Source organism: Paraburkholderia sp. J76, from assembly GCF_905220295.1.
GTDB lineage: Bacteria > Pseudomonadota > Gammaproteobacteria > Burkholderiales > Burkholderiaceae > Paraburkholderia.
Window position 1 is genome coordinate 178,601 of record NZ_CAJMZJ010000012.1, and the last position, 15,893, is coordinate 194,493.

At 61.1% G+C, this 15,893-nt stretch carries 13 protein-coding genes, 2 pseudogenes and 1 riboswitch; of the genes and pseudogenes, 8 read left to right on the plus strand and 7 right to left on the minus strand.

All coding sequences use genetic code 11. The features are described 5' to 3' along the window. The first annotated feature begins 12 nt into the window (after window positions 1-12). The 7 genes and pseudogenes from U5768_RS22705 to U5768_RS22735 all read left to right on the plus strand — a co-directional run bounded on the left by U5768_RS22705 (window position 13) and on the right by U5768_RS22735 (window position 7,975). On the plus strand, window positions 13-1,071 hold the full coding sequence (locus U5768_RS22705) for a helix-turn-helix transcriptional regulator (RefSeq protein WP_322032633.1): 1,059 nt from the start codon (window positions 13-15) through the stop codon (window positions 1,069-1,071). A gap of 217 nt (window positions 1,072-1,288) precedes the next feature. Further along, window positions 1,289-1,609, plus strand: a complete 321-nt coding sequence (locus U5768_RS22710; protein ID WP_322032634.1) for a hypothetical protein — start codon at window positions 1,289-1,291, stop codon at window positions 1,607-1,609. A 119-nt stretch (window positions 1,610-1,728) separates the two neighbouring features. After that, window positions 1,729-2,829: a hypothetical protein gene (locus U5768_RS22715; protein ID WP_322032635.1), complete on the plus strand. Its 1,101-nt coding sequence runs from the start codon at window positions 1,729-1,731 to the stop codon at window positions 2,827-2,829. A 240-nt stretch (window positions 2,830-3,069) separates the two neighbouring features. Continuing rightward, on the plus strand, window positions 3,070-3,804 hold the full coding sequence (locus tag U5768_RS22720; RefSeq protein WP_415913957.1) for a helix-turn-helix transcriptional regulator: 735 nt from the start codon (window positions 3,070-3,072) through the stop codon (window positions 3,802-3,804). Window positions 3,805-3,856: 52 nt separating this feature from the next. After that, window positions 3,857-4,666, plus strand: coding sequence for a siderophore-interacting protein (locus U5768_RS22725; RefSeq protein WP_322032636.1), 810 nt, complete (start codon window positions 3,857-3,859; stop codon window positions 4,664-4,666). Window positions 4,667-4,726: 60 nt separating this feature from the next. Next, entirely contained in the window at window positions 4,727-5,992 is a 1,266-nt protein-coding gene (locus tag U5768_RS22730; RefSeq protein WP_322032637.1) for an MFS transporter, read from the plus strand. 821 nt (window positions 5,993-6,813) lie between these two features. After that, window positions 6,814-7,975 (plus strand): annotated as a pseudogene (locus U5768_RS22735) (IS30 family transposase). A gap of 7 nt (window positions 7,976-7,982) precedes the next feature. Here U5768_RS22735 and U5768_RS22740 read toward each other — a convergent pair. After that, a pseudogene (locus U5768_RS22740) lies at window positions 7,983-8,165 on the minus strand (transposase); the annotation flags it as partial. Between the two features lie 245 nt (window positions 8,166-8,410). Then, window positions 8,411-8,578, plus strand: a riboswitch (FMN riboswitch). A 75-nt stretch (window positions 8,579-8,653) separates the two neighbouring features. Here U5768_RS22740 and U5768_RS22745 point away from each other — a divergent pair. Further along, entirely contained in the window at window positions 8,654-9,151 is a 498-nt protein-coding gene (locus U5768_RS22745) for a 6,7-dimethyl-8-ribityllumazine synthase (protein ID WP_322032638.1), read from the plus strand. Between the two features lie 66 nt (window positions 9,152-9,217). On the opposite strand, the gene U5768_RS22750 is transcribed toward U5768_RS22745, so the two are convergent. The 6 genes from U5768_RS22750 to U5768_RS22775 form a co-directional block, all read right to left on the minus strand. Beyond that, window positions 9,218-10,012, minus strand: coding sequence for a glucose 1-dehydrogenase (locus U5768_RS22750; protein WP_322032639.1), 795 nt, complete (start codon window positions 10,010-10,012; stop codon window positions 9,218-9,220). 25 nt (window positions 10,013-10,037) lie between these two features. Continuing rightward, window positions 10,038-11,507, minus strand: coding sequence for an FGGY family carbohydrate kinase (locus tag U5768_RS22755; RefSeq protein WP_322032640.1), 1,470 nt, complete (start codon window positions 11,505-11,507; stop codon window positions 10,038-10,040). A gap of 21 nt (window positions 11,508-11,528) precedes the next feature. After that, window positions 11,529-12,611 (minus strand): ABC transporter permease, encoded by a 1,083-nt coding sequence (locus tag U5768_RS22760; protein WP_322032641.1) that lies wholly within the window; start codon window positions 12,609-12,611, stop codon window positions 11,529-11,531. 19 nt (window positions 12,612-12,630) lie between these two features. Further along, window positions 12,631-14,187: a sugar ABC transporter ATP-binding protein gene (locus tag U5768_RS22765; RefSeq protein WP_322032642.1), complete on the minus strand. Its 1,557-nt coding sequence runs from the start codon at window positions 14,185-14,187 to the stop codon at window positions 12,631-12,633. Further along, window positions 14,184-14,843 (minus strand): DUF2291 family protein, encoded by a 660-nt coding sequence (locus U5768_RS22770; protein ID WP_322032643.1) that lies wholly within the window; start codon window positions 14,841-14,843, stop codon window positions 14,184-14,186. The genes U5768_RS22765 and U5768_RS22770 overlap by 4 nt, the downstream gene beginning before the upstream one ends. 66 nt (window positions 14,844-14,909) lie before the next feature. After that, the gene (locus U5768_RS22775; protein WP_322032644.1) at window positions 14,910-15,854 is read right to left on the minus strand and encodes a D-ribose ABC transporter substrate-binding protein; all 945 of its coding nucleotides are present in this window, start codon (window positions 15,852-15,854) and stop codon (window positions 14,910-14,912) included. Window positions 15,855-15,893 lie beyond the last annotated feature (39 nt).

Below are 15,893 nucleotides of genomic sequence, written 5' to 3' on the forward strand. Positions count from 1 at the left end.
CTCAGAGAGGCGATGGAGGCGGCGCATCATATCGCCGACCCCGCCCCGCCCTGGGAAGGCATTCTCGCCAGCGCCGCGCGACTGGTGGGAGCCGACAGCGGTACGCTCATTCATTTCGACGGCGATAACGAACTGGTCAGCGTCACTTCGATCGGCCATGGAGAAGACACCGCGCGCGATTACACCCGTTACTTCTGCAACATCGACATTGTCGCGGAACAGGCAAAACAGTCGGGTGCGGGAACCTGGGTCGATACCAACGCCATGATGTCTTCGCAGGCGTTGCATCGCACCGAGTATTACGCAGACTTTATGTGCAAGCACGGTATGGCGCAAAGCTTCGTGCTGCCATTGGTCGAATTGCCGTCGCTGCGCGTAGGGCTCGGCTTCCAGCGAAGCACGATTCTGCACGACGCTGGCCGTAAGCTCGCGAGCGGCGCGACCGGCGAATATTTCCGCTTGCTTCAGGATGCATTTCTCGAGCGGCACCACGCGTTCGACGTGCATGTGCAAACGCTCGAAGCCACTTTCGCCGGACTTGGCGACGCGCTATGCCTCGTCGGCGCGAACGGCAGCGTGCTGCGCGTATCCGCACTTGCCGGAGCGTTGCTCGCCGAGGGGCCGGGACTCGCCATTCGTCGCGGCAAACTTTGGCATAGCGAGCCGCAGGTCCTGCAATACGTGACGCGAGCGATCGGCGCGGTCGCGCGCGGCGGCGTCAGGACAAGAGTGCACGTACCCGGCGGATGGGGACACGTACTGAGCATCGATATCGCAATGGCCCCTCCCCGCCTGCGCCTGACGAGCGAGACGGCCTTCCTGCTTCGGCTGCAGAAAAATAGCGCGTTTACCGAAGCGAACGCAGACGAACTGGCCGGTTTCTTTCGCCTGACCGTCGCCGAATCGCGCGTCCTCGCAGCGCTCGCCAACGGCCATGCGGCCGCCGACTATGCGGCCATGAATGGCGTATCCCTCAATACCGTGAAAAACCAGATCCGGGCGCTGATGGAGAAGATGCAGTGCTCGCGGCAAGTGGAACTCGTCAAATTAGCATTGCTTATTAAAGCATAAGCTTTCCTCATCTTTTGAACGGCTGGGCGATCCCCACGGCCCCGCGTCGTGTGTCGCCCGAAGTCCGCATAAGCGGCGCCCCCAGAATCGCTCCTGGCAAGACCCGAATCCATAGTTCGATCTGACTATGGACCCACTGTGCCGCGTAACGCACGCTCTGAGCACGGGATAACGACGAGTTTCCGCAAACACTCGACGAAAACGAGGAGAAGCCACGATGAAAAAGCACCCTGTTACTTCCGTTCTGGTAGCCGCACTGTTTGGGCTCGCCTGCCACGCCGCCGTTGCCACCCCAGTCGACGGCGAAGAGAAGTGTTCGCCCAACGGGCATGTCTTGCGTTACCGCGACTACAACCAGAGTTGGAACGACACCTATGCGCGATGCTCGGGCTCCGGCGGTTCCGGCGAAGACGGCCGTCGCGGTTACAGCAGCAATGGCCCGACCGACGGCGATGAGAAGTGCTCTCCGGATGGGCACGTTTTACGTTATCGGGACTACAACCATAGCTGGAACGACACTTACGCACGTTGTCGCTAAGCAGCCCTCCGCGGCCAATGCGCCGAGCCAGAACGGGACGACTAACGACCATGAACTCATGTCAGGAAAATCAGCGCCGGGCATCGCTTCATCGCGGCCCTTTCAAATGGACGTTCGCAATGACCGTCGCCGCATGGCTTCTTGCGGCGTGCAGCGGCGGCGGCAACAACAGCAACAGCGATCCCACACCCGCTGCCGCGGACTACGTGAACTGGACCAACAGCGCCAACGGCACCGTGGTGAAGGACTGGGCCAATCACGACTTCAGGGTACGCGCCAGCGATCGTGTGGTCGTCGACGCGAACAACACGGTCTATGCCGGCGCTGTCGTCGATGCTTCGGCGCAGCTTTCCTTGAACAGCAAAATCATCGGCAAGGTCTCGCTGGCAAAATCCTCGTCGGGGACCCAGATTGCCGTATTCGCCTGCACGGACGGGAGCGGTCTCGTATGGGGCAACTCGAACGGTTCGTACTCCTACAACTGCATGAGCAGCGACTCCGGCAGCAGTTCGGGCGGCGCAGGCTCGACCTCGCAGCCTTCGCCTGGGACCACGTATATAAGCTGGTCAGGCAGTGCGAACGGCGTGACCGTCGTCGATGCGAACAACGCGCAGTTCGAGGTCCGCGCATCCGACGGCACCGTCGTCTTCGGCAACAGTACGGTGCTCAACGGCGCGGTGGTCAACGGCAGTAGCCTGAGCATCGGCGGCAACGCGGCGGGCAATGTAACGCTGGTAGACGGCAGCGGGGGCAGCAAGATCGCGGCGTTCACCTGCCCTTCCGGCGATCTGCTCGCGTTTTCGCTTTCCGGCAGCACCTATAGCTGGAAATGCCCGAGCGCGGCGTCCACGTCCTCCGGTAGCGGGTCGGGCGGCAACACCTCGTCGGGAAGCTCGACCTCTAGCGGAGGTTCGTCCGCGGGTAATACGGGCAGCGTGAATTTCACGGTCCTCAGCAACGCGTGCGGTGTCTACGGCGGTGGTCCGTACAATTCATGCATCACGCAGATCCAGAACACCGGAACCGTGCCGATGAGCTGCGTCGTCAACTATTACTATTCGTATGTGGACAGCACGTCCGCGCTGCAAGCCGATCAGGAGGCCGAATCGACTGGACGCGTAGTGGTCGGATCGACTGGCAGCACGCAATTCGGCCTGGCGGACCGGAACATTTCGCTGACCAGCTACAGGGTGAGTTGCAGTGCGTGGCCGTTCAATTGACAGCGGAGAGGGCGGCGCGGGATTTGTCCCGCGCCGCCGGGGCTGAAAGCAATCTCAATATCGAAACCGGGCGCCACACGTCGATCACGCGCAGGCCCGGTTAAAAGGTGCGGAAAGCGGTTTTTGACTGCGCCACGTCCTGCCGCGCGCCGATAGACCCCCAAATATTCTCTTTGACAAACACTCTTACGATATATATCTTAAGACATGTTTTAAGACACTCAAGAGATAGGAGGCCCTATGCGCCACGCTCCTCACTTCGGTCAAACCGGCCGTCACGGCCACTTTGGGCGCGATCCGCGCGACTTCTTCGGCGGCCGGCACCCGGCCATGCAGATGCTTCACGCGCTGCGCCACGCCATGGGCCGCCATCGCGGCGGCGAAGGCCCGGGCGACTTCGGCGACCGCTTCGGCGAAGGTTTCGGCCGCGGTTTCGGCGGTTTCGGCGACGGCGACGGTTTCGGCCGTGGCCGCAAGTTCACGTCCGAAGACCTGCAACTCATGCTGCTCGTGCTGCTCGCCGAGCGTCCGAGCCACGGCTACGAACTCATCAAGGCGCTCGACGCGCGTTCGAACGGCTTCTACAGCCCGAGCCCCGGCATGGTCTACCCGGCCCTCACGTATCTGGAAGAACTGGGTTACGTGAGCGTGACGCTGGAAGGCAACCGCAAGCGCTACGAGCTTTCGCCCGAAGGCCGCGCGCACCTCGAAGCCAATCGCGAACGCGCGGACCTGATCCTCGCGAAGCTCACCCACTTCGGCCGCAAGATGGAAGTCATGCGCCGCGCCATGGCCGGCGAAGATCCCGCCGAAGGCAGCGGCTGGGTGCGCGAGCTGATCGAGGCACGCCGCGCGCTCAAGCGCGCACTGCTGCGACGCTCCGACGTCTCGCCGGACGAGCAGCGCCGCATCGCCGCGATTCTTGCGCGCGCTACCCAGGAAATTGAAAGCGGCAGCGAAAGCGAAGGCGTTTGATACGCCGTTTCCCTTCTCCACGCGCCGCGCCACCCAAACATCGGAGTCCTGCATGCATAACCCGTCTCAACTCGAAGTCGTCCGTGTACGTCACCCGCTGAAGTTCCGGCTGTTGCGCGTGGCGCGCGTCACGGCGCTCTCGCCCTCGCTCGTACGCGTTACGCTCACGGGAGATCTGGGCGATTTCGTTTCGGCGTCTTTCGACGACCACATCAAGGTGTTTTTCCCGGCCGCTGGCGAGGAAAAGCCAGTACTGCCAACTTTTGGCCCGGATGGCATCGTGTTTGCCGAAGGCGTCGAGCGTCCCGCCGCGCGCGACTACACGCCTCGCCGCTTCGATATCGAAGCCGGCGAACTCGATCTGGAATTCGCGCTGCACGAAGCCGGCCCGGCCACGGCTTGGGCCGCGCAGGCGCAGCCGGGCCAGTATCTCGGCGTGGGCGGCCCGCGCGGCTCCATGGTGATTCCCACGGGTTTCGACTGGCATCTGCTGATCGGCGACGAAACCGCGCTGCCCGCAATCCAGCGTCGTCTCACGGAGTTGCCGCCCGGAGCGCGCGTGGCCGTGGTTGTCGAAGTGGCGAATCGCGCGGCCCGAATCGACTTGCCTACCGAGGCCGATCTGTACGCCATCTGGTGTTATCGCGAAGAAAGCGACGCGGAATATCCGCTGCTCGACGGCGTATCAGAAGTGTGGCTGCCGCCGGGCGAGGGTTACGTCTGGGCCGCCGGCGAGGCCTCGGCGATCCGCGCCGTACGCGCGCATTTGTGCAATGAGCGCGGCGTGGACAAGAAGCGTATCCGCGCATCGGCGTACTGGCGGCGCGGCGCGCAGGCGGCCCACGAAACGATCGACGACTGATCGATCCTGCTGGCGCGGCAACCCTGCCGCGCCTTTTTACTTTCAGGCTCAAAGCCCTACATGACCACTTCCCTTGCTCCGCTGCGCGAACGCACCCTGCTCTGGCTGCTGGCGCTCACGCAGTTCACCGTCATCATGGATTTCATGGTGATGATGCCGCTCGGCCCGCAAATCATGCACGCATTCGCGATCACGCCCGCGGCGTTCGCGACGGCCGTTTCCGCGTATTCGCTCTGTTCGGGTTTATCAGGACTCCTTGCTGCAACGTATATCGACCGCTTCGATCGCCGCCGCCTCCTGCAAGTGGCCTACGCGCTCTTCGCACTCTCCAATCTCGCCTGCGCGCTCGCCACGAACTTTCATCTGCTGCTCGCCGCGCGTGCGTTCGCGGGGCTCACCGGCGGCGTGCTCGGCTCGATCGTGATGGCGATCGTGAGCGACGTGATTCCCGTCGCGCGCCGCGGCGCGGCCACGGGGGTCATCATGACGGCGTTCTCCATCGCGGCCATCGCGGGCGTGCCGGCCGGTGTGCTGCTCGGTGCGCATTACGGCTGGAGCGCGCCGTTCATGCTGCTCGTGGCGCTCTCCGTGGCGATCTGGATCGCGGGCTCGCGCGTCGTGCCTTCGCTCACGGAGCATCTGGGCCACCGTACGCCGCTCGCGCACGTGCTGCCGAACCTGTGGCAACTGCTCACGTTGCCGCGCCATCTGAAGGCCTTCGCGCTCACCTTCACGATGATGGCCGGTCACATGCTCGTGATCCCGTTCATCGCGCCGATGCTCGTCGGCAATCATGGCATCGCGCCGCAGCAGCTTTCGTGGCTCTATATGGCGGGCGGCGCAGCGACCTTCATGACTTCACGCGCGGTGGGCCGTCTCGCGGACCGCTATGGCAAGCGCCGCATTTTCCGCGTGATGGCGCTCGTATCGCTCGCGCCGGTGCTGTTCGTCACGCATCTGCCCGCGTTGCCTTTCATTGCGCTCGTGGCATTCTTCGCGCTGTTCATGATCGCGATGTCGGGCCGCATGATACCGATGCAGGCCCTGCTCACCACGATTCCCGAGCCCGCGCGGCGCGGCGCGTTCCTGAGCGCCAACAGCGCGGTGCAGGCGCTCGGCACGGGCATCGGCGCGTGGCTGGGCGGCCAGTGGCTCACGAATGGCGCGAACGGCGCGATCATCGGCTTCGGGCAGAACGGGTGGATCGCGGCGGCGCTGACGTGCGTGGCCGTGCTGTGGGTTTCCCAGGTGCGGGGCGCGGCGGAAGACGCGCCGAATGAAGTCGCCGCGCCGGCCGGCGTCGCGCCCGTGGCTGCGAAATCCTGAGCCGCAAAAAGAAAACCGGTTCGCGGTGCGTGGCGCGCCTCATGAGCGCGCCACGCACCGCGAACCGGTGGTGCTTCGGGTAGAAAGCGGTTGAAACGCGGCCCACGGATATGGCCCGCGCCTCGTCGTTCCGCGAAGGAGCGATCAAATCAGGCTTAGAACAAGGCCGGGCATCTTTATCTGTCAATAGAGCCCTAGATCGTTATTTAACAATGTACACAGAGGATCTGTCATATAGTAGATGTATCTAAATCTGCTATATCTGGCCGTTTTGCTTACGTTTTTGGCCCAACGGCGTAGCCGATCTGCTGCTTTGCTTCTTGCTTTTCAGTCTCGGAAATATCTCTCCTCGCTTTTAAGGGGGTGCAGGGGAGCGGGACGCAAGTTATCCACAGATCTCTCGCGGTGGGGAAGCCGCACACCACTACTATCGGCGCAGCTGCTGGCATAAGGGCCAGGGTACCGTCTCGCGCTGTAAAGTCGAAGCTACCCCGATCGGCGACCGTTCTGACCGGTGCTGCGCCATCCTCCCATTGCGGAGATCAGAGATTCACGATCTAGCACCCCGCCGGCGATAATGCCCCCTTCTCGTGGGCGGCCTGCCCTCGCCTGATCCTGAGACCGGGGCATCCGGCCAATGCCTCGTGCGCCCATTTGACCGGGATGGCGCTACTGGCTGCCGGCCGGCTGGTTCAGAAGTCGGCCATAGCCTGCAGTTCGGCGACCAAAGAATCCTGACGTTGGAACGACCGCATTGCCCGGCGGATTCAACCGGTCGATGCAACACAATGAACGCTGCGTGAGCAGCGGGAGTGTTGCAAATGAAACAGAGGCGCCGGATCTACTATAGCGAGAAGCCAGAAGGCGTTGATGTGGGAGCGCTGGCGTGCCGGCGAGTCGCTGCAGCATATCGCCCAGCTTTTAAATCGCGATCATTCGTCGGTAGGGGGAATTCTGGCGCAAACTGGGGGAATCCAGCCTGCGCCACGGCGACGATCGAGGCTGGCACTCACGCTTGCTGAGCGCGAGGAGATCTCGAGAGGCCTCGTGGCGGGCGATTCGATCCAGTCAATTGCACGGCGACTGTCGCGATCACCTTCCACGATCTGCCGCGAGATCAAGCGCAACAGTGGAGCGAAAGGCTACAGGGCGAGCCATGCCGACCAGCTTGCATGGGAACGGGCACAGCGCCCCAAGGTCTGCAAACTGGTCAGGCATCGGGCGCTGGCCCATATCGTTGCCGACAAGCTCCAGTTGCAGTGGTCGCCTCAGCAGATTGCTGGATGGCTGAAACATGCCTGGCCGCGCGACGAGGATCACCACGTGTCACACGAGACCATTTACCGCAGTCTCTTCATTCAGGCACGGGGCGCCCTGAAGAAAGAGCTGCTGGAACATTTACGGCGCACCCGAGCCATGCGTCGCTCGCGGCATCACACCCAGAAGACGGACGATCACGGCAGGATCCGTGACGCGATATCAATCAGCGAACGGCCGGCCACAGTGGAAGACCGCGCGGTGCCTGGTCACTGGGAGGGAGATCTGCTGTGTGGCAGCAGCGGCAGCCGGATTGCAACACTCGTAGAGCGCCAGACGCGTTACGTAATGCTGGTGAAGATCACCAGCAAGGACAGTGAGACGGTAGTCAATGCACTGATCAAACACGCCAGCAAGCTCCCGCACGAACTCTATAAATCGCTCACATGGGACCGGGGGACGGAGATGGCAGGCCACAGACGATTCACCATTGCCACCGACATTGCCGTGTACTTCTGCGATCCGAAACACCCCTGGCAACGTGGTTCGAATGAAAATACCAATGGTCTCTTGAGGCAGTACTTCCCGAAAGGTATCGATCTGTCGGTCTACTCACAGGCCAAACTCAATGCCGTGGCAAGGAGGCTGAATGAGCGTCCGAGGAAGACACTGAATTACGAAACGCCGGCTGAACGGTTCCAGCAAACGATTGCATCGACCGGTTGAATCCGCCTTCTTCAAGTTGCCGAAGGCGCCGTGTTTCTGACACATCCATGCCGCCGTAGCGGCTACGCCAGGTATAGAACGTCGCGTCCGATATGCCGTGCTTTCGGCATACGTCCGAGACCTTCATGCCTGCTTCGGCTTCCTTCAGCACCCCGATAATCTGTTCTTCGCTGAACCGCGACTTCTTCATGACAAGGTTTCTCCTGCCGCCTTGCCGCTAACTTTACATTGGGATACTTCAGAGGGGAAAGGTCAATCTTCCAGTTGCCCAAAACGAGTTTGCGGTGCATTCCATTCATCCCGTTCAGATTCCGCCGCCGCGCATGGAGCAACATGGCCGCACCATATAAGTGCCCGACTTGAAGCACCGCATGCCCCTTATGTCGCCATGCACAAAAATGCGATTCGTGCTACCGTACACCCCGTTCGTCAAGAACGCGTTCTCGGGGCGGGGTGCAATTCCCCACCGGCGGTAATCGTCATTTACCACGACGTAGCCCGCGAGCGCTCCGTTATTGCAGGTAGCACGATGCGATAACGGAGGTCAGCAGACCCGGTTGGATTCCGGGGCCGACGGTATAGTCCGGATGAAAGAGAACAGGTCGGCTTGCGTCTATTCGCGTCGCGCGAAGGTCGCGGCCGTCCTTCGCCCTGTTCACACAAAACAGGCTGAAGTCCATGAACATTTCCACTTCCTTCGAATCGCAAGCAGTCGCAACATCTTCCAAACGTCCGCGTATCGCTTTCATCCAGGCCTGCTGGCACCGCGACATCGTCGACCAGTGCAAGACCTCCTTTCTGCAGTCGATTCAAAAATACGATTACACCGCAGAAGACGTCGATCTGTTTGAAGTGCCCGGTGCCTTCGAAATCCCGTTGCACGCCAAACGACTCGCGCAGAGCGGTCAATACGCTGCCATCGTGGCAGCCGGCCTCGTCGTCGACGGCGGCATCTATCGCCACGATTTCGTCGCCACGGCCGTCATCAACGGTCTCATGCAGGTCCAGCTCGAAACAGGTACGCCTGTGTTCTCCGCCGTGCTCACGCCGCATCATTTCCATGGCGGCCAGGAACACGTCGGATTCTTCCGCGAACACTTCCTCGTGAAGGGCGCAGAAGCGGCGCACGCCTGCGCCGATACCGTGAGCAAGCTCGCTGCCCTGCCAGTTCGCTAAGTCACATAGCACCGCGGCTGCGCACGCAGCCGCGGGCGGTGCCGATGTCGAACCCGGCAACGCAACTCACGACATGAACATGCCGCCGTCCACGTTGATCGTCTGGCCCGTAATGTACGAGGCGTCGTCCGAAGCCAGGAAAGTCACAAGGCCTGCCACATCCTGGCCGCTGCCAGCTCGCTTCATCGGAATGTTGTCGACCCACTCCTTCATCAGTTCGCCCGGCTTGTAGTCGCCAAGCAGCTTGCCCCATGCTTCGTCGTTGTACGCCCACATGTCCGTGGTGATGATGCCCGGACAAAACGCGTTGACCGTGATGCCTGTGGGCGCGAGTTCCTTCGCGAGACTCTGCGTAATGCCAAGCACACCGAATTTGCTTGCCGCATAGTGCGGCGTGTAGACGAAGCCCTGTCGAGCTTGCCCCGACGCGGTGTTAATGAGACGGCCGCCCTTGCCGGCGCGCAGCATGCGGGTAGCGGCTTCCTGGCAGCACAGGAACACGCCCTTGGTGTTCACGGCCATGACCTTGTCCCACTCGGCTTCGGTCAGATCCGGCAGCTTCGCGATCGTGATCACGCCCGCGTTCTGCACCGAGATATCGACTTCGCCCAGCTTCGCTCCTACTTCGTCGTAAAGCGCAACGACGTCCGCCTTGCTGGTCACGTCCGCCTCGACGGCGATGGCCTCGTGACCCGCTTCACGCAGCCTGGCCGCCGCATCATGGACGCACTTCTCGTTTGCCGACACGCAGACCTTCGCGCCTTCCTGCGCAAAGCGCTCGGCAATACCGAATCCAATGCCACGGCTGCCGCCCGTCACCACCACGACTTTGTTCGAGAACCGCTTTGCTTCGTATGCCACGTTGCTTTCTCCAGAATCCGTTCATTTAAAGACGTCCAATCCATTCCAGCCACCGCGCGTGATTTTCTTCGGCGGCTTGCACTCCCGCGCCCGGCTCGACTCGCCGCGCGATCACACGGTTTGCCCGATGCGCATCCAGCGAAGGAACCAGGCCCGTTTCGAACAGCGCCAGTGCCGCTGCGCCTGCCGCCGATATCTCGCTGAGCGCCAGCGTGCTGACCGGCCTGTTCAAGGTATCCGCCAGGTACTGAAGCAGGAAGGGCCGCTGCACCAGGCCGCCATCGAGATGAAGCTCGCTGAGTTCAACGCTGGCCGCCTGCTCCATCACGGTGATGACGTCCTTGATCTGGTACACGATCGACTCATAGGCCGCGCGCGCGACGTGCTCCCATGCCGTCGAAAACTTGAGCCCGACGATCTGTGCGCCGCCGGGATACTTCCAGTGCGGACAGCCGATGCCCGAAAACGCCGGAATGAGGAACACGCCGCCGTTGTCGTACTCCGTGAACGCGCGCTCGGCCTCGGCGAAGTCGCCGAACAGGTTCAGCTTCTCCTTAAGGAAGGCCGGCGTCGAACCCGCGCTGATGACGATGCCTTCCATCGCATAGTCAACACGTGAGTGAGTCGCAAAGCACAACGTGGAGACGAGGCCGTGCGCAGGCGCCTGGGGCTGGCTGCCCACGTTCATCATGATCGACGAACCCGTTCCCATGGTCGCCATCGCCACGCCAGGCGTCAGGCAACCTTCGCCGACTGCGGCTGCATGCGAATCGCCGATCATCGAAACGATGGGAACGGGACGCGCCAGCAGGCCATTGAAATCCGTTTCGCCGAAGTTCGACGCCGACGGCTTGAGAGCCGGCAGACGCAAGCCCTTCAGGCCGAATTCCGCGACCAGTTCCTGGTCCCATTCGAGCGCGGCGAGATTGAACAGCATCGTGCGCGACGCGTTCGTATAGTCGGAACAATACGCTGCGCCATTCGTGAGCCGGTAAAGCAGCCAGCTGTCGACCGTGCCGAAGTGGGCCGTGCCTCGCGCAATGTGTTCGCGCACGCGGGCGTCGTTTTCATTCAGCCAGATGAGTTTGGTGCCGGAGAAATACGGGTCGATCAGCAGCCCGGTCTTTTGCGCGATGTGCGGCGCGAATCCGTCACGCTTGAGGCGTTCGCAGATGGGCAGCGAACGTTGGCACTGCCAGGAAACAGCCGGGACAATCGGCTTGCCGAGTTTGTCCCACAGCACGACGGTTTCGCGCTGGTTTGAAATGCCAACGCCCACGATGTTGCGCTTTTCGCCAGTAAACGCGGCAAGGCACAATGCGACGGCCTGCAAAACCGAGTCGTAAAGCGCGTCGGCATCCTGCTCGACGAACCCCGCCTGGGAATGCGTGCACGCAACGGCTGCAAACCCGCGTGCATGAACCTGCCCTTCAGCATCGAAGACAAGCGCCTTCGTCCCGCTCGTACCCTGATCGACCGCCAGTACGTATTGCATATCAGTTTCCGGGGAATGAGGTTAGGCGGTCATCGCAACCATGCGCGACTGCAAGCGCTGCTGCAACTGGTCGACCACGACCGCGAAGATGATCACGAGGCCCTTGATCACCATTTGCCAGAAGTCGCTGATCCCGCACATCACCATGCCGTCGCCGAGAATGCTGATGACGCAGGCGCCCACCACCGAACCGAACACCGTGCCGCGGCCGCCCATCAGCGCGGTGCCGCCAAGCACCACGGCTGCAATGGCGTTCAGTTCGTACGTTTCGCCCGTGAGCGGATGAGCGGTCTGCAACTGCGCTGTAATCACGAGCCCGACGATTGCCGCGCAAAAGCCGGAAAACGTATAGACGAACAGTTTCACGCGAGTGGTGCGAATGCCCGAGAACCGCGCTGCCTGCTCGTTGCCGCCGATTGCGTAAATGCGTCGACCCAACGGCGTTTTGCGTGCGATGAAGATGGTGACGACGGCCAGCGCCAGCATGATCCACACCGGCACGGACAGGCCAAGAATCGTGCCGTTGCCGAGAAATTCGAAACCCATATTGCCAAGCGCGGGATTGCCCTGGAGATCGGCAAAGGTGCTGCCATTATTGACCAGCAGCGCCGCACCGCGGACCACGTACAGCATGCCGAGCGTGGCAATGAACGGCGCCACATTGAGCGCCGTGATGAGATAGCCATTCACGGCACCGATGAGCGCTCCGAGGAGACACGCAATCAGCGTGACGCCGAACACATTGAGGAACACGACATGATGGCCAACGTGAATACCCTCTAGCAGCATATAGCCAGCGGCCATGCCGCTTATCCCCACGATGGACCCCACCGAGAGATCGATTCCTCCGGTCAGGATCACGAGCGTCATGCCAATGGACAGAATGGCGACGATGGTGACGTGTTTGGCCATGATCAGCATGTTGGCCGTCGAGAGGAAATTGTCCGCTGTAAGCGAGAAGACAACGAAGATGACAAAGAGCGCGATAAAAATGCGCAACTTGAGCAGATTCACCGCGACGCGCGCGGCCATGTAGGCGCTCTGGCGGTTGTGCTTCGTGTGCACCGGATGCAGCGAAGGATTGCTGCTGTTGGGAGTATTCATGGTGTCTACCTCGGTTGCCTCAGACCACTGCGGTGGCTGGTGTCGATGCGCGGACGATGCGTTCGCTGTCAAACTGGGAACGTTCCATGATTGCCGTCAGCTTGCCGCTGGCCATCACGAAGACTCGATTCGAAACCGCCACCGCTTCATCCAGTTCGGACGTCGCGTAGATGACGGCAATGCCTGACTTCGCGAGCAGGCTGATAGTCTTGTAGACGTCTTCCTTCGCGCCCACGTCAATTCCTCGTGTGGGCTCGTCCATAAGTAACACTTTCGGCGAGGTCAGTAGTGCCTTGCCGATTACTACCTTTTGCATGTTGCCGCCCGAGAGCGACGTAATGGGCGCGTCCACTGAAGCCGCCTTGATGGCCAGACGTTTCACAATGTCGTCCGCGGCTTGAACCTGCTTCTCACGCTTGAGTGCGCCGAATTTCAGCCAATTGGCGAATTTTCCGAGACTCGACAGCGTCATGTTTTCCAGGATCGTCATTAACTGGATCATGCCCTGCTGCTGTCGGTCCTCGGGAACCAGTGCGATGCCAGCTTCGATGCGCTTCGGAATCGGCAGGTCCTCGATGGCCTTGCCAGCCAGCTCGATCTCACCCAGAGCGTGCGGCTGCGCGCCAAGCAGCGATTCGAGCAGTTCGGTGCGACCCGCGCCCATGAGTCCGTAAATTCCGACGACCTCGCCTGCACGCACCGAAAATGAAACATGGTCGACCGCATAGATGCCGTTTGGCCGCTTGAGCGACAGGTCATTAACCTTCAGCACTTCCTCACCAATGCCGTGCTGCTCGAAGGCGAAGCGCTTCTTCGACGAACCCACCATGGCTTCAATGATCCACGGGATGTCAATATTGGGGATATCGTCTTGCGCCACGAGTCGGCCGTTGCGCAGGACCGTGATGCAATCTCCAATCGCCATGATCTCTTCAAGGCGGTGTGATATGTAGATCACCGTCACGCCTTCCTCCTTGAGCTGGCGAATGATCTTGAAGAGAATCTCCACCTCGTGCCTGGAGAGCGCCGAAGTGGGCTCGTCCATGATCAGCACCTTGATGTGCCTCGAAAGCGCCTTGGCAATCTCAACAAGCTGCTGCTGACCGACGTACAGGTCGCCGAGGCGCGTGCGAGGATTGACGGCAATCTGCAGACGATCCAGCAGCACTTTTGCCTGATGGATCTCGTCTTTCGTGCGAATCACGCCGGCGCTCGTGAGTTCGTTGCCCGTGAAGATATTCTCGGCAACGCTCAGGTCGGGAAACAGATTCAGTTCCTGGAAGATGATGCCGATACCGTGTGCCTCGGCACTGCGCACATCGTTGATGGAGGCAACCTTGCCGTCGATACGGATTTCGCCCGAAGTCGCGGTCTCCGCGCCCGCGAGCAGCTTCATCAAGGTTGATTTTCCCGCACCGTTTTCGCCAATCAACACGTTGACCTTGCCGCGCCGGACCTTGTAGTCGACCTCAACGAGTGCGGCGGTGCCGGGATAGGTCTTCGACAGCGCGCGCGTCTCGATGATGTTCACGGCGTTCGTGACGCGCGCTTCGTTCACTTCGATCGTCTCGTTCATTTCCATGCCACCGGTATCGCCCGAATTTCACCGGCCGGCTCGCTCCAGCTGCTGTAGACGGCAGCGACATCCACGGTCTGGCCTACCCTGAGCTTGAGCGAATCCTGCGCGCGGGCCACAACGAGCTTGTTGATTTCCTGGCCAAACACTGCAAATTTCGACTGATCATCGAAATCGCTATATTTCACTCCGGGGAAGCCATCGCGAACGCCCGTTCCAATCACCACAGGCCCGGTTTCCAGCGCGACGTGAACCGGTTCGCCACCGTTGGGCGGCGTCACATCCACATACGCGCGGCCCACACGCGAGGTCGTGTCGATACGCGCCACCTTGCCCTGAACGCGAATCCAGAAATTGCACGGAAACGCGGAGCTTTGCCGAAAACCGTACTGCTTGCATGCATCGTCGAAATTCTGGTTGAGCGCACTGATGACCTGCGCCGCCGGCTTCGCATTCTTGTCGGCGTACGGAATCATCTGATCGTTGAACATCTTGACCGGGTCGGGACCGTGGTGCTGACCCTGCGCACGAATGGCCGCGAGTTCCTGGTCGGTCACGACGTGACACCCTGCCACCGAGACAACCCCCAACACGACGAGCACGCTCCTCACAGCATGGCCGAACGCGGACCGTGCTGCGCAAATCGAATGAACCATGACGACCTCACTTGAATACGTTCACGGGCGCGGCGCGTGCCACGCCCGTTCGACACCCCACGCCCGTTATCGGGTGTAGAAGAAATCGTTCACTTTCGAGGCGTTGTCTTTCGTGATCAGGATGCCGCGTGTGAGTTGACGCTCGGGTTCGCCGGTCGAGCCAGTGCGGATGGATTTGTCGAGCAGGTCGACGCCATGCATCGCAATGCCCTGCGCCTGCAGCATGACCGTTGCGTTGAGCTTGCCGGCGCGGATCGAGTCGCGTTCGTCGTTGCTGCCGTCAATGCCCATGACGATCACATCCTTGCGGTTCGCCGAATTGAGCGAGGCGATCGCACCCAGTGCCGCCGGGCCATTCCCTGCTATCACGCCCTTGATGTGCTGATGCTCCTGCAGGATGGAATCCATCGCCTGCTTGGCCGGCAGGAGCGAGCCCTTGGTGTCCTGCCGCGCGACCATCTTCAGGTCGGGATACTGGTCGAGCACCTGATGGAAGGCCTGCGAACGGGTCACGCAGTTCTTGTCGGCCAGATTGCAGGTCAGCTCGACGTACTCGCCCTTCTCGCCGATGGCTTCGACAAAACGCTGTGCCACTTCCGAACCCGCTTCGAGATTGTTATGGCTCAGCTGCGCGATGGCGATGCCATCCCTGGGAATCTCGCGATTGATCAGCACCACCGGCACGTGCTTTTCCTTTGCGGTGCGAACGGTGGCGACGCTGGCGTTCGAATCGGCGTTATCCAGAATGATGCCCTTCACGCCCTTGCCGATGACGAGATTCACCAGTTCGTTTTGCTTGTTCACGTCTTCGCCATGCGAAAGCACGATCGTGTCGTAGCCAAGCTTTTTGGCTTCGGTGTCGGCACCTTTCGCTTCCGCCGCATAGTACGGGTTGTCGAGTGCGTTCACGAGAATCGCGATGGTGCCTTTACTCGCTGCAAACGCGAGGGGCTGCATGGCCGCAACGCAGGACGCAGCAGCCGCGGCCGTGAGTGCAAGCTTTTTCCACATGTTTTGTCTCCAGATAGAACTTCTTTTATTCAAGAAGCG

Excerpts from the sequence above, each read along its gene's own strand:
- U5768_RS22755 (WP_322032640.1), bottom strand. The coding sequence starts at position 11,507 with ATGCAATACGTACTGGCGGTCGATCAGGGTACGAGCGGGACGAAGGCG.
- U5768_RS22720 (WP_415913957.1), top strand. The coding sequence starts at position 3,070 with ATGCGCCACGCTCCTCACTTCGGTCAAACCGGCCGTCACGGCCACTTT.
- U5768_RS22745 (WP_322032638.1), top strand. The coding sequence starts at position 8,654 with ATGAACATTTCCACTTCCTTCGAATCGCAAGCAGTCGCAACATCTTCC.
- U5768_RS22760 (WP_322032641.1), bottom strand. The coding sequence starts at position 12,611 with ATGAATACTCCCAACAGCAGCAATCCTTCGCTGCATCCGGTGCACACG.
- U5768_RS22725 (WP_322032636.1), top strand. The coding sequence starts at position 3,857 with ATGCATAACCCGTCTCAACTCGAAGTCGTCCGTGTACGTCACCCGCTG.
- U5768_RS22715 (WP_322032635.1), top strand. The coding sequence starts at position 1,729 with ATGACCGTCGCCGCATGGCTTCTTGCGGCGTGCAGCGGCGGCGGCAAC.
- U5768_RS22775 (WP_322032644.1), bottom strand. The coding sequence starts at position 15,854 with ATGTGGAAAAAGCTTGCACTCACGGCCGCGGCTGCTGCGTCCTGCGTT.
- U5768_RS22705 (WP_322032633.1), top strand. The coding sequence starts at position 13 with ATGGAGGCGGCGCATCATATCGCCGACCCCGCCCCGCCCTGGGAAGGC.
- U5768_RS22730 (WP_322032637.1), top strand. The coding sequence starts at position 4,727 with ATGACCACTTCCCTTGCTCCGCTGCGCGAACGCACCCTGCTCTGGCTG.
- U5768_RS22765 (WP_322032642.1), bottom strand. The coding sequence starts at position 14,187 with ATGAACGAGACGATCGAAGTGAACGAAGCGCGCGTCACGAACGCCGTG.
- U5768_RS22710 (WP_322032634.1), top strand. The coding sequence starts at position 1,289 with ATGAAAAAGCACCCTGTTACTTCCGTTCTGGTAGCCGCACTGTTTGGG.
- U5768_RS22770 (WP_322032643.1), bottom strand. The coding sequence starts at position 14,843 with ATGGTTCATTCGATTTGCGCAGCACGGTCCGCGTTCGGCCATGCTGTG.